The sequence below is a fragment of the Motilimonas eburnea genome (genome assembly GCF_021295345.1).
Lineage (GTDB): Bacteria > Pseudomonadota > Gammaproteobacteria > Enterobacterales > CBDFNC01 > Motilimonas > Motilimonas eburnea.
Map to the genome: position 1 here is coordinate 124,506 of NZ_JAIMJB010000001.1, position 12,631 is coordinate 137,136.

Sequence of the window (12,631 nt, forward strand, 5' to 3'; positions counted from 1 at the left end):
ATTCTCTAGTTCGGTGTGTACGAACCCACACCTAAGTGGTCGGTATGGTTTGGATTTTTACTGATTATATCGGCTGGGCGAATGGATTCTCTTAAGTTCATCTCATCTTCACCACAAATAAATTCACCGCGTAGTGAGTTTGCGTACACATCCACAATCTTAACGTCGACAAATTGGCCGATAAACTTATGTGGTGCTTCAAAATTTACCACGCGGTTATTTTCAGTACGGCCGCGTAGCTCAAGTGGATTCTTTTTCGACGGGCCTTCCACTAAGATGCGCTGCGTGGTGTTGAGCATTTGACGGCTAATTTGCATGGCTTGTTGGTTGATTCTGTCTTGCAAAATGTACAAACGCTGCTTTTTCTCGTCTTCGGTTACGTCGTCAGGTAAATCGGCCGCTGGTGTGCCTGGACGCGCACTGTAAATAAAGCTAAAGCTGTGATCAAAGTTAACATCGCTAATCAGCTTCATGGTTTGTTCGAAATCTTCTTGGGTTTCACCCGGGAAACCAACGATGAAGTCCGAGCTAATGGTGATGTCAGGACGTGCTTTGCGTAATTTACGGATTGTCGATTTGTACTCGATAGCCGTATGACCACGTTTCATTAGGTTTAGAATACGATCGGCACCACTTTGCACCGGTAGGTGTAAGAAGCTTACTACTTCAGGGGTATCGGCATACACTTCAACGATGTCGTCGGTAAACTCAATCGGGTGGCTGGTGGTGTAACGAATGCGATCGATGCCGTCGATGGCAGCCACATAACGCAGTAACTCAGCAAAGCTACAGATTTGGTCATCAAATGTCGCGCCGCGATAGGCGTTTACGTTTTGGCCTAGCAGGTTAACTTCACGTACGCCTTGTTCGGCTAATTGCGCCACTTCGTAAAGTACGTCATCAAGCGGACGGCTAACCTCTTCTCCACGGGTATAAGGTACCACGCAGAAAGTACAGTATTTAGAACAGCCTTCCATGATGGAAACAAAGGCACTGGCGCCTTCTGCTTTTGGCTCAGGTAAACGGTCGAACTTTTCAATCTCAGGGAAGGACACGTCAACCACGGAAGTGCCGTCGTTGGTTTGAACCTGTTTGATCATTTCAGGTAAACGGTGCAAGGTCTGTGGGCCAAATACGATATCGACAAACGGCGCTCGCTCACGAATGGCATCGCCTTCTTGTGATGCAACACAGCCACCCACGCCGATCACTAAGCCCGGCTTTTGATCTTTGAAGTTTTTCCAACGACCTAATTGGTGGAACACTTTCTCTTGCGCCTTTTCGCGAATAGAGCAGGTATTGAGTAACAGTACATCCGCCTCTTCTGGCTCTTCCGTTAAGGTGTAACCATGGGTAGCGTCTAATAGGTCTGCCATTTTTGATGAATCATATTCGTTCATCTGACAGCCCCAAGTTTTGATATGAAGTTTTTTGCTCATTTGCTGTAACTGCTCTACTTACTGGACAACGAAAAAAGAGGGCATATTCTACTGATTTCGGTCTGGCCTTACTAGGGCCTGTTTCTGTTTAAAGGTTAAAATTCGCTCAATGGGTGATGATTTTCGTGCACGAGCATGACAGCTTGTTTTCCTTATTGGTGTAAAAACGCAAACTCATTTATGTAGTGTGTTTATTTAGCTAAAATATGCCTAATATATTTCAAGCAGTTAGGCAAAGCGGGATGAAGACAACTCAAGTAATGATAAACGGTGGTGGCATGGTAGGCGCGAGTGCTGCCTTACTACTTGCAGATTTAGGATTGCAGGTAACCGTGGTTGAAGCCGCCGATGCGCCTCACTTCGACCCTAACGACCCCCTTGATCTGAGGGTGTCGGCGATCAGTGTGGCCAGTCAAACCTTACTGGCGAAAGCTGGGGTTTGGGAGGCTATCGCCGCCATGCGCATTTGCCCCTATCGCCGTCTTGCCACACGCCAACAGGGCGGGCAAGCCTTAACTTTCAACGCTGCCGATATTGACCAGCCTTTGCTTGGTTACATCATAGAGAATAAAGTGATTCAAACGGCGTTATGGCAAGCCATGTTAGCGCACCCCCACATTGAAATGCTCAACCCCGCTCAAATTGCCTCGTTTGATAATCAACCCGAGGGCGTAGAGGTCAAGCTCAGTTCCGGCGATACTTGGTTTGCTCAATTGTTAGTGGCCGCCGATGGTGCTAAGTCATTCTGTCGCCAGCACGCAGGGATTGGCACGACGGCATGGGATTATCGCCAGCATTGCATGTTGATCAACATTAAAACCGATCAAGCGCAGCAAGACATTACTTGGCAGGAGTTTGTAACCACAGGGCCGCGTGCATTTTTACCCCTAGCTGGCCCTTATGCCTCCTTGGCTTGGTATCACCAAGTCGCTGATATTCGCCGGCTATCGTCCCTTTCCAATACCGAGTTAAAGCAGGCGATTAAGGCGGAATTTGCGCATTTAGACTTTGATTTTGAAGTATTACAAGCGGGTGCATTTCCATTAACTCGGCAGCATGCGCAGTCCTATTATAAACACAGTGTGGTGCTGCTTGGGGATGCCGCGCACACCATTAACCCGTTAGCCGGGCAGGGGGTCAATTTAGGCTTTAAGGATGTGCAAGCATTAGCGGTGCAACTTGAGTTTAATGCGCTGACTCAAGTCGATCAAAAGCAGCAGGCGTTGCGTGATTATCAACAGCAGCGCCGTGGTGATAACTTGCTGATGCAGTCGGCGATGGATGTGTTTTATAAAAGTTTCAGTAGCCAATTACCCGGTATGCAGGGCTTGCGCGAGATAGGGTTAACCCTGGCGCAAAATTCGGGAGCGCTAAAAAATAAGGTAATGAAGTATGCGATGGGCTTGTAACTGAGCCCTTAATCGTGATTTATATCAGAGACGATGGAGGATGCTAGAAATCGTAAGAAGCTGATGGGTATAAAAAGCTGGAATGATTAAGGATTGTTTTGATATGGTGCGGAAGGAGAGACTTGAACTCTCACACCTTGCGGCACTAGAACCTAAATCTAGCGTGTCTACCAATTTCACCACTTCCGCAATGCAAAGAAAGAATGGTGGCTACACCGAGATTTGAACTTGGGACCCCATCATTATGAGTGATGTGCTCTGACCAGCTGAGCTATGTAGCCATTCTTTTTTGCTATTCTCTGGCCGCATTTGCAACCAGAAAATTTGGCAGGGATATGAGGATTTGAACCTCAGAATGCCGAGATCAAAACCCGGTGCCTTACCGCTTGGCGATATCCCTGTTGTACTTTTGACAGCTCGCCAATGTGGCCAACTTGTCGAAATTGGCAGGGATATGAGGATTTGAACCTCAGAATGCCGAGATCAAAACCCGGTGCCTTACCGCTTGGCGATATCCCTGTTGTCTGAGTTTTACGTGTAATTAAGTCACACGGATCAAGTTTACACTTAATCATTAATGGTGCGGAAGGAGAGACTTGAACTCTCACACCTTGCGGCACTAGAACCTAAATCTAGCGTGTCTACCAATTTCACCACTTCCGCACTTCTTGATAGCTTAGCTAAAAAGAAAATTGGTGGCTACACCGAGATTTGAACTTGGGACCCCATCATTATGAGTGATGTGCTCTAACCAGCTGAGCTATGTAGCCATGCTTTGACGTTCAAGATTTTGATGCCCTGTTCGTCGTTGCGGGGCGCATTATGCGGATACTGAGCCTAAGCGTCAATACCTTTTTCGCAAAAATAATCGAGTTTTGATTCGTATGCCTAGTTTTTAGGCATTTAGCCGAGCCGTTGCTGCTTTGTTAATCGAAATAAGCTCCAGCGGGGTAATCGGAAGTATTTAGTTAACTAAAAAGCTGAGAAAACCGAGATGGTTAAACAAAAAAGCCCCGCAAATGCGAGGCTAGGGTGTTGATTGTTTGCTTGGCTGGCTTAGACGTTAAATAGGAAGTGGATCACATCGCCGTCTTTAACCACATAGCTCTTACCTTCTTGACGCCATTTACCGGCTTCTTTGGCGCCCGCTTCACCCTTGTATTGGATATAATCGTCGTAACCAATGATTTCGGCGCGGATAAAGCCTTTTTCAAAGTCAGTATGGATTTTACCTGCCGCTTGAGGTGCTGTCGCGCCTTGAGGGAAAGTCCAAGCGCGCACTTCTTTAACACCGGCGGTAAAGTAGGTTTGTAAGTTCAATAACTCGTAACCACTGCGAATAACACGATTTAGGCCTGGCTCTTCTAAGCCCATCTCAGCCATAAACTCAGCACGCTCTTCGTCCTCAAGCTCGGCAATTTCACCTTCAATTTCGGCGCAAACCGCCACCACAACGGCATTTTCTTTCGCCGCAATTTCTTTTACTGTGTCCAGATAAGGATTGTTTTCAAAGCCATCGTCATTAACGTTGGCAATGTACATGGTTGGTTTATCTGTTAAGAAGCTCATGTAGGCAATAGCAGCACGCTCTTCTTTTTCAAGCTCCAGACTGCGGATCAGCTGATCGGCTTCTAGGTGCGCGCGAATTTTTTCTAATACAGGTAATTCAAACTTGGCGTCGGCATCACCGCCTTTGGCTTTTTTACCCACACGGATAATGGCTTTCTCACAGCTTTCTAGGTCAGCAAGCGCCAGTTCAGTATTGATAATATCAATGTCTTCGGCGGGATCGACCTTGCCAGCAACGTGCACTATGTTGTCGTTTTCAAAACAACGTACCACATGGCCAATGGCGTCGGTTTCACGAATATTGGCTAGGAATTTATTGCCTAAGCCTTCGCCTTTGGATGCGCCAGCCACTAAGCCCGCGATATCGACAAACTCCATGGTCGTCGGAATAATACGTTGTGGTTTAACGATATCAGAAATCGCATCCAGGCGCAGATCAGGAACAGGCACCACACCCGTGTTAGGCTCTATTGTACAAAACGGAAAGTTAGCGGCTTCGATACCCGCTTGCGTTAATGCATTAAAGAGGGTTGACTTACCTACATTAGGAAGACCAACAATACCACATTTAAAACCCATGAGTGTTTACCTTAATTTAATCTGCTTTAAAGCTATGAAGTCGATTCATCGCCTTGGCGATGCCGTCTTTGGCTAAAATAGGGGTGCAGCGAACCGCTTCATCAATCACGCTGTCAATGCGAGCTTGATCGATACTTTGCGCTTTGCCGAGCACATAACCGGTTACCTTATCTTTATGGCCAGGATGACCAATGCCGATACGCAAGCGGTAGAAATTCTTATTGTTTCCCAACTTGTTGATCGTGTCTCGTAATCCATTATGGCCGCCGTGGCCACCGCCTTGTTTTAATTTTGCAACACCGGGGGGCATGTCCATTTCATCGTGAGCGACTAAGATTTCTTCAGCGGAGATACGATAGAAGTTGGCCATAGCTGCAATCGCTTTACCACTTAAATTCATAAAGGTGGTGGGGATGAGTAAGCGAATGTCTTGGTTTTCGATTTGGATCCGAGCGGTCAAGCCAAAGAATTTAGCTTCGGGCTTGAGTTGGGTATGGTGTTGGCGCGCTAGTTCTTCAATAAACCAGGCTCCAGCATTGTGCCGTGTTTGCTGGTATTCGGGGCCTGGATTAGCCAGGCCCACAAGCAACTTAATATTCGTCGTCACGATTATTCAGCTGCTTCCTCAGCTTCTTCAGCTGCAGCACCGCCTTTAGCAGGAGCAACAGTGGCTACCGCTTGGTCGTGGTCTGCACCTTTAGCTAGTTCAACTAGCTCTACGCCTTCTGCTAACACAAGGTCAGAAAGGTGTAGTGTTTGGCCTAGTTCAATCTTGTTAACATCAACTTCGATGAACTCAGGAAGTACGCCAGGTAGACAGCTAACTTCAACTTCGTGTGCAGTTTTAGATAGTACGCCGCCCGCTTTAACTGATGCTGCAGTTTCTTCATTGATGAAGTGCAGTGGTACAGTTGTGTGCAGTTTTTGAGACGCGTCAACGCGTAGGAAGTCTAAGTGTTGAACCTTAGGCTTAAACGGGTGACGTTGGATGTCTTTTAGTACTGCTTGTACTTCTTTACCGTCAACAGTTAGCGTGATAACGCTTGTGTAGAAGCTTTCTACGTTGTTTACTTTCAGTACATCGTTGTGTGCAAGAGTTAGTGACACAGCTTCTTGACCAGCACCGTATAGGATCGCTGGAACTTTGTCTGCGTGACGTAGGCGGCGGCTCGCACCTTTCCCTAGGTCTGTACGCACTTCAGCGTTAAGAGTGATTGTTGACATAATATTTCTCCAAATTAATAGAATGGTTTTAAGCTTGCGACCAGCTTAAAAAAATGCCCATAAAAAAAAGGCGCGCCATGTTACCTTGACTACGCCTTTTTCTCAAACTGTTTTTACACCTGTAGGCGATTAAATCAAGCCGATTTTACGCCGAGTGTTCAGTCGTCCTGATATTAATGATGGAACATCGCTGAGATAGACTCTTCGTTGCTGACGCGACGAATGGCTTCAGCCAGCATGGCGCTAAGGGTTAGCTGAGTGACTTTCTCAATTTTAGCCATTTCAGGTGAAAGCGGGATCGAGTCGGTTACGATCACTTCATCAATCACAGAGTTAGCGATGTTTTGTGGCGCGTTACCTGAGAATACGGCGTGGGTTGCGTAAGCGAAAACACGTTTAGCACCGCGATCTTTTAGTGCTGCCGCCGCCTGACATAGGGTGCCGCCAGTGTCGATCATGTCGTCAACGATGATACAATCACGCCCTTCAACTTCACCGATGAGGTGCATCACTTGAGCCACGTTGGCTTTAGGACGACGCTTATCGATAATGGCAAGGTCAGCATCATCAAGCAGTTTAGCGTGAGCACGGGCACGTACTACACCACCGATATCCGGTGATACGACTACCGGGTTTTCTAGCTTCTTGTTAAGCATGTCTTCAAGTAGCACTGGGCTACCGAATACGTTATCAACCGGCACATCGAAGAAACCTTGAATTTGTTCAGCATGCAGGTCAACGGTCATGACGCGGTCAACACCTACGCTAGACAAAAAGTCAGCCACTACTTTAGCGGTAATTGGCACACGAGAAGAGCGTACACGACGGTCTTGACGCGCATAACCAAAATAAGGGATAACAGCCGTAATACGACCAGCAGATGCACGACGCAAGGCATCAATCATTACGATCAATTCCATTAGATTGTCGTTGGTTGGTGCACAAGTAGATTGAATAATAAAGATGTCGCCGCCACGTACATTTTCGTTAATTTGTACGCTAATTTCTCCGTCACTGAAAGTGCCAACTTCGGCACTACCAAGTTTAGTGAAAAGGCGGTCAGCGATCTTCTGGGCAAGTTCTGGCGTCGCATTACCAGTGAACAGCTTCATGTCAGGCACGGTGGGGAACCTCAGGTTGCTTCCTGTTTAGGGTGATACCAGCGCAAGCGCTGGACGCTAAGTTGCCTACTTTGGCAACCTAACTTTATCGACGATTTATATTTTATTTCGCAATTTCAACTGCTTATATAAGGCAGATTGATTACTTCCCTGCGCTACAAATCCATTAAGCCACGCAGGGCAATGTTGTAAAATTGATTGGGCCTGCTGTTGGCTTTGACATGTTGCAAAGACACATGCGCCGGTGCCAGTCAATCTTGACGGCGCGTATTCTATCAAGGCGTCAATTGCCTTGGCAACCTCGGGATATTGTTTTTTAACTAAAGGCTCACAATCATTACGCCAAGCATCAGATAATAACTGGGCTAATGGGCGTTTAGGTGTATTGCGAATCAGCGTAGGGTGGGTGAACACTGCTGCTGTTGACACATGCACTTGAGGACAGGCAATGACATACCAAGGTTCATCAATGTCAACGCTGGTTAGCTGCTCACCGACGCCCTCGGCAACCGATGCCAAACCATGAATAAAGATAGGCACGTCGGCACCTAATTTTGCCCCTATTTCTGCGAGTACTTTATTTGAGTAGTTTAGTTGCCATTGCTGATTAAGAGCGACTAAGGTGGTGGCGGCATCGGAGGATCCTCCTCCTAGTCCACCGCCCATGGGCAGATTTTTTTCAAGCTCAATATTGGCACCTAAGTGTGTGCCACTGTATTGTTGCAATGCGTTGGCGGCTTTGTAAATGAGGTTGTCCGTCAATGGGATATCACTGTCTGGCTGAACCGTGATCGCACCATTATGATTGGCGCTTATGGTCAGATAATCAGCCTTGTCAATAAATTGAAACAGGGTTTGCAGTTCGTGATATCCATCCGAGCGTTGCCCGTTGATGTACAAAAATAAGTTTAACTTGGCTGGCGCAGGCCAACGTATTGCCTCAAGGCTGGGTGAAGATCCATTCATATACTTTTAACTTTAACGTATTATCTTGATTTTTAAGTGTTAAATTTTGCGGGACGCTCAGACCTTGGGTTTGCATATGAGAGGCAATGCTTAATTGCCAATCCTGCTGGTTGACTAGCGCATTAATGGTTAAGGTGTTTCCGTTTTCATCATACGTGGCGAGCGCCCCTTGAGGGACACCTTTGATCCATTGTTGCATTTGATCAAGGGGCAAATCCCACCCCGCCAATTGCTGTATTAAGCGCTCTGCACTGGCGGCGTAATGCTCCTTGCCGTTATTATCTCTAAGCCAAGCGCCGTATGGATCTTGTTTCACCTCAAGCACGGTTTTAAATAACTTGGTAAAGGTAATGTGAAACTCATCACCTTGCTGGCGCCAAAAGATATCGACCGCATTGGCTTTTTGCCCAGAAGCGCGTATGGCGAGCTTACCTTTTAATTGCCAGTGGTTGAGCTGGGCTAATTCAGCTTGCTGGCTAAATTGTGGTAAGGGTTTGTCGGTATCGGGTGAAAGTAAGGAACAACCACTCAACCCCATGATTATAAAGAGTAAGTAAAAGCGTAGATGATTCAATTTTGACCCCTTTTGATATTGCCAGCACAGTATAGCTAGGCAATCCAAGCAAAACCAGTCAGCAATCCCTTTTATTAAGCGGGAGTTTTCCGTAAAATTGCGCCCTCGCGAATTTGAAAGAAATTGAAATGACACTGCTTGCACTGGGAATAAACCATAAAACAGCTTCTGTGGCGCTAAGGGAACAACTTGCCTTTGCACCAGATGCGATGGCGGCTGCCCATCAAAGTGCGCTGGCGTTAGCATCGGTTAATGAGCTGGTGATAGTGTCAACCTGTAACCGCACCGAGATTTATGCCTCCCTTGCGATTGATGATGAAGGGGAATTACTTGCTTGGCTTTGTCGCTATCACAATCTAAATAGGGCGACGTTACAGCCCTATCTCTATTGTCATAAACAGCGCGACGCAGCCGCTCATTTAATTCGAGTGGCTAGCGGTCTTGATTCTTTGGTATTGGGCGAGCCTCAAATTTTAGGGCAAATTAAGCAAGCCTATCAACAAGCGCGCGACGTGGATTGTGTTTATCGCATCTTAGATAAATTATTTCAGCACAGTTTTGCAGTGGCTAAGCAAATTCGTACTCAAACCGACATCGGTGCCAATGCCGTGTCGGTTGCTTACGCGGCGGTTAACTTATCTAAACAGATTTTTGCTGAGCTAGCTGAAACGAGCGTGTTATTAATCGGTGCTGGCGAAACCATAGAGTTAGCCGCCAAGCATTTAGCCGAGCAGCGAGTGGCGAAGATGTTCGTGGCCAATCGTACCCGCGAGCGCGCCGAGGTTTTGGCTTCGCAGTTTAATGCCACCGCGATCACCCTGGGTGACATTCCTCATTATTTATCTCAGGCCGACATCGTGATCAGCTCTACCGCTGCGCCACTGCCTATTTTGGGCAAAGGGGCGGTAGAAACGGCATTAAAGCAACGTAAACATCAGCCCATGCTGTTAGTGGACATTGCCGTGCCGCGTGACATTGAAAGTGAAGTGGCAGAGCTCAATGATGCTTATCTTTATACCGTGGATGATTTACAAGGTATCATAGAGCAAAATTTAGAAGCCAGACAAAAGGCTGCGATTGATGCAGAGCGTATTGTTAGGGTTCGTAGTCAAGATTTTATGGCATGGTTGGCGTCGCTACGCTCGGTCAATCATATTCGTGAATACCGAGAAAACAGCGAAGCTGTCCGTGATGCCTGTGTACAACGCGCACTGGCTCAATTGCAACAGGGGGAAGATCCTGGGGCAGTGATTAAAGAATTAGGTTTTAAGTTAACCAATAAGCTGATCCATCAGCCCACCATATCATTAACCGAGATGGCTCGAAGTGGCCAACAAGACAAGCTAGCAACCTTATGCCAAGGCCTTGGTATAAGTGCTGACCAAGATTTAAATTAATTTTTTAGAGGGCATCAGCCCGGAGCAACCATGAAACCGTCCATTATTTCAAAATTGGAAGGCTTGAAAGAGCGTTACGAAGAAGTACAAGCGCTAATGAGCGAGCCCGATGTGATTTCCAATCAAGATCAATTTCGTGCCTTAAATAAGGAATACTCACAGCTTGAAACGGTGGTTAACTGTTTTGATGCTTATAATCAAGCCGAACTGGATTACGCATCTGCGCAAGAAATGTTGCAAGATGATGATCCGGATATGCGCGAGATGGCCGAAGAAGAAGTGGCGAATGCTAAAGCGGCATTGGAATCCATGACGAGCGAGCTGGAAATTCTATTACTGCCAAAAGATCCCAACGACGACAGTGATTGTTACATCGAAATTCGCGCGGGTGCGGGTGGCGATGAAGCGGCGATTTTTGCTGGCGACTTATTTCGCATGTACAGCAAATATGCCGAGAAACGCGGTTGGCGTGTTAGCGTGGTTAACATGAATGAAAGTGACCAAGGCGGCTATAAAGAAATCATTGCTAAGATGGAAGGCGAATCCGTTTATGGCGTGATGAAGTTTGAATCGGGTGGCCATCGTGTACAGCGTGTGCCAGAAACGGAATCTCAAGGTCGTATTCATACTTCGGCTTGTACTGTGGCGGTATTGCCTGAAGTACCGGAATCTGAAGCCATCGACATTAACCCAGCCGATCTTAAAATTGATACTTTTAGAGCCTCAGGCGCGGGTGGTCAGCACGTCAACAAAACTGATTCGGCAATTCGTATTACCCACTTGCCAACGGGAATGGTGGTGGAGTGTCAAGACCAGCGCTCACAACATAAAAACCGTGCTCGCGCAATGAGTGTATTGCAATCTCGCTTACAATCTATGGTCGATGATCAACGCCAAGCCGAAGAGCAAAGCATGCGTCGTAGCCTTGTGGCCAGTGGCGATCGCTCAGAGCGCATTCGCACTTACAACTATCCGCAAGGCCGTGTATCTGATCATCGCATCAACCTAACCATTTATCGCTTAAATGAGGTGATGGAAGGGGATCTGAACGCCTTGATTGAGCCTATTTTGCAAGAATACCAAGCCGATCAATTAGCGGCGTTGGCAGAAAATGAAGGATAAATTGCTCACTATCGCTGATGCCCTAGATTGGGCTCGTCAGCAATTGGTGCAATCAGAATCCGCGGCCTTAGATGCGCGGGTGCTGCTGGCTTACAGTCTCGAGAAGCCAGATAGCTTTTTATTCACTTGGCCTGATAAGGTGTTAACGGATGAGCAACAAGTTCGCTTTCTTGCGTTGATTGCAAGACGTGTTGCGGGTGAGCCGGTTGCCCATATCACCCAAGTACGCGAGTTTTGGTCATTGCCCTTGAAGGTGAGCCCTGCCACCTTGATCCCGCGCCCCGATACTGAAATATTAGTTGAGCAGGTATTACAGCTTGAGTTACCCAAGCTTCATGAGTTTGGCGTGCTTGATTTGGGGACGGGGACGGGGGCGATAGCACTCGCACTGGCCTCGGAGTGGCCAAATGTATCGGTTATTGGCATTGATATTCAAGGGGATGCGGTTGAATTAGCCCAAACAAATGGCCAAGCGCTGGGGTTGAGTAATGCTAGCTTCAAGCAGGGCAGTTGGTTTGAGCCGGTGACAGGTCAGCAATTTTCGTTGATCGTCTCGAATCCACCTTATATTGATGAGCAAGACAGGCATTTAAGTGAAGGCGACGTTAGATTTGAACCGCGTTCGGCTTTGGTGGCAAAAGACCATGGTTTAGCGGATCTGGCATTGATCGCACGTCAAGCGCCTACGTATCTTGTCGAGCGAGGCTATCTTGTAATGGAACATGGTTATGATCAAGGTGAGGCGGTTCGTACCTTGTTAGTCGAACAAGGCTTCAGTGATGTTCAAACCCTTGCCGATTATTGCCAAAATGATCGAATTACCCTAGGTAAATGGAGTTAATTAATATGTATATGGCATTTAAGCACAGCCACTTTTTGTTTATTGCACTGACGGTGGTGCTATTTATGGTGCGTTTTGGCTTAGTGATTTATGGTAGCCGTTTAGCGGCGAACAAAGCGCTCATTGGCAGCTACATGGCCTGTTTAACCGGTTTGGTGTTGACGGGCGTTGGCTTGATCGCGGTGACAGGAATGATGCCTTTTACCTCAGCTCATGTTTGGCTAACGGATAAGGTATTAGCCTTTTTAGCGGTGCTCTTGCTGCAATATATGGCCCTTAAGGGAGGGCGAACGAAAGTGATAAAAATCTGTGCCTTCATCGGTGCATTGAGTTGGGTCGCCTACATGGCTCATGTTGCGGTTAAACATCAGGCAATTATTTTGGGGTAGT

12 protein-coding genes and 6 tRNA genes are annotated in these 12,631 nt (G+C 47.1%); 5 read left to right on the plus strand and 13 right to left on the minus strand.

Annotated elements, in window-relative coordinates; genetic code table 11:
• Positions 1–5: 5 nt before the first annotated feature.
• A complete protein-coding gene (gene miaB, locus K6Y21_RS00550; protein WP_233069653.1) occupies positions 6–1,439 on the minus strand; it encodes a tRNA (N6-isopentenyl adenosine(37)-C2)-methylthiotransferase MiaB in 1,434 nt (477 codons plus the stop codon).
• Between the two features lie 242 nt (positions 1,440–1,681).
• Here miaB and K6Y21_RS00555 point away from each other — a divergent pair, with 242 nt between their 5' ends.
• Complete coding sequence (locus K6Y21_RS00555; protein ID WP_233069654.1) at positions 1,682–2,848, plus strand: FAD-dependent monooxygenase; 1,167 nt, start codon at positions 1,682–1,684, stop codon at positions 2,846–2,848.
• 104 nt (positions 2,849–2,952) lie between these two features.
• On the opposite strand, the gene K6Y21_RS00560 is transcribed toward K6Y21_RS00555, so the two are convergent.
• The 12 genes from K6Y21_RS00560 to lolB all read right to left on the minus strand — a co-directional run bounded on the left by K6Y21_RS00560 (position 2,953) and on the right by lolB (position 8,881).
• Positions 2,953–3,037: transfer RNA gene (locus tag K6Y21_RS00560), tRNA-Leu, on the minus strand.
• A gap of 15 nt (positions 3,038–3,052) precedes the next feature.
• A tRNA-Met gene (locus K6Y21_RS00565) sits at positions 3,053–3,129 on the minus strand.
• 44 nt (positions 3,130–3,173) lie between these two features.
• A tRNA-Gln gene (locus K6Y21_RS00570) sits at positions 3,174–3,248 on the minus strand.
• Positions 3,249–3,292: 44 nt separating this feature from the next.
• Positions 3,293–3,367, minus strand: a tRNA-Gln gene (locus K6Y21_RS00575).
• A 59-nt stretch (positions 3,368–3,426) separates the two neighbouring features.
• Positions 3,427–3,511: transfer RNA gene (locus K6Y21_RS00580), tRNA-Leu, on the minus strand.
• Between the two features lie 30 nt (positions 3,512–3,541).
• Positions 3,542–3,618 (minus strand) — tRNA-Met (locus tag K6Y21_RS00585).
• A gap of 286 nt (positions 3,619–3,904) precedes the next feature.
• Complete coding sequence (gene ychF, locus K6Y21_RS00590) at positions 3,905–4,996, minus strand: redox-regulated ATPase YchF (protein ID WP_233069655.1); 1,092 nt, start codon at positions 4,994–4,996, stop codon at positions 3,905–3,907.
• A gap of 16 nt (positions 4,997–5,012) precedes the next feature.
• Complete coding sequence (pth, locus tag K6Y21_RS00595) at positions 5,013–5,603, minus strand: aminoacyl-tRNA hydrolase (RefSeq protein WP_233069656.1); 591 nt, start codon at positions 5,601–5,603, stop codon at positions 5,013–5,015.
• 2 nt (positions 5,604–5,605) lie between these two features.
• Positions 5,606–6,220: a 50S ribosomal protein L25/general stress protein Ctc gene (locus K6Y21_RS00600; RefSeq protein WP_233069657.1), complete on the minus strand. Its 615-nt coding sequence runs from the start codon at positions 6,218–6,220 to the stop codon at positions 5,606–5,608.
• A 173-nt stretch (positions 6,221–6,393) separates the two neighbouring features.
• Positions 6,394–7,341 carry a ribose-phosphate pyrophosphokinase gene (locus tag K6Y21_RS00605; protein ID WP_233069658.1) on the minus strand — a complete coding sequence of 316 codons (948 nt, stop codon included), beginning with the start codon at positions 7,339–7,341 and terminating at the stop codon, positions 6,394–6,396.
• 96 nt (positions 7,342–7,437) lie between these two features.
• Positions 7,438–8,307 (minus strand): 4-(cytidine 5'-diphospho)-2-C-methyl-D-erythritol kinase, encoded by an 870-nt coding sequence (gene ispE, locus K6Y21_RS00610; RefSeq protein WP_233069659.1) that lies wholly within the window; start codon positions 8,305–8,307, stop codon positions 7,438–7,440.
• Positions 8,282–8,881, minus strand: coding sequence for a lipoprotein insertase outer membrane protein LolB (gene lolB / locus K6Y21_RS00615; protein ID WP_233069660.1), 600 nt, complete (start codon positions 8,879–8,881; stop codon positions 8,282–8,284). Before lolB ends, ispE begins: the two co-directional genes overlap by 26 nt.
• A 128-nt stretch (positions 8,882–9,009) precedes the next feature.
• On the opposite strand from lolB, the gene hemA reads away from it, so the two are divergent.
• Genes hemA through K6Y21_RS00635 form a run of 4 tightly spaced genes read left to right on the plus strand, consistent with a single transcriptional unit; the run spans position 9,010 to position 12,630 of the window.
• Positions 9,010–10,278, plus strand: coding sequence for a glutamyl-tRNA reductase (gene hemA, locus K6Y21_RS00620; RefSeq protein ID WP_233069661.1), 1,269 nt, complete (start codon positions 9,010–9,012; stop codon positions 10,276–10,278).
• A gap of 30 nt (positions 10,279–10,308) precedes the next feature.
• Entirely contained in the window at positions 10,309–11,400 is a 1,092-nt protein-coding gene (gene prfA, locus K6Y21_RS00625) for a peptide chain release factor 1 (RefSeq protein WP_233069662.1), read from the plus strand.
• Positions 11,390–12,241, plus strand: a complete 852-nt coding sequence (gene prmC / locus K6Y21_RS00630; RefSeq protein ID WP_233069663.1) for a peptide chain release factor N(5)-glutamine methyltransferase — start codon at positions 11,390–11,392, stop codon at positions 12,239–12,241. The genes prfA and prmC overlap by 11 nt, the downstream gene beginning before the upstream one ends.
• 5 nt (positions 12,242–12,246) lie before the next feature.
• Positions 12,247–12,630 carry a SirB2 family protein gene (locus K6Y21_RS00635; protein WP_233069664.1) on the plus strand — a complete coding sequence of 128 codons (384 nt, stop codon included), beginning with the start codon at positions 12,247–12,249 and terminating at the stop codon, positions 12,628–12,630.
• Position 12,631: the final 1 nt, after the last annotated feature.

Coding starts and splice junctions, on each gene's coding strand:
- K6Y21_RS00555 (WP_233069654.1), top strand. CDS start 1,682: ATGAAGACAACTCAAGTAATGATAAACGGTGGTGGCATGGTAGGCGCG.
- K6Y21_RS00635 (WP_233069664.1), top strand. CDS start 12,247: ATGTATATGGCATTTAAGCACAGCCACTTTTTGTTTATTGCACTGACG.
- prmC (WP_233069663.1), top strand. CDS start 11,390: ATGAAGGATAAATTGCTCACTATCGCTGATGCCCTAGATTGGGCTCGT.
- hemA (WP_233069661.1), top strand. CDS start 9,010: ATGACACTGCTTGCACTGGGAATAAACCATAAAACAGCTTCTGTGGCG.
- ispE (WP_233069659.1), bottom strand. CDS start 8,307: ATGAATGGATCTTCACCCAGCCTTGAGGCAATACGTTGGCCTGCGCCA.
- ychF (WP_233069655.1), bottom strand. CDS start 4,996: ATGGGTTTTAAATGTGGTATTGTTGGTCTTCCTAATGTAGGTAAGTCA.
- prfA (WP_233069662.1), top strand. CDS start 10,309: ATGAAACCGTCCATTATTTCAAAATTGGAAGGCTTGAAAGAGCGTTAC.
- miaB (WP_233069653.1), bottom strand. CDS start 1,439: ATGAGCAAAAAACTTCATATCAAAACTTGGGGCTGTCAGATGAACGAA.
- K6Y21_RS00600 (WP_233069657.1), bottom strand. CDS start 6,220: ATGTCAACAATCACTCTTAACGCTGAAGTGCGTACAGACCTAGGGAAA.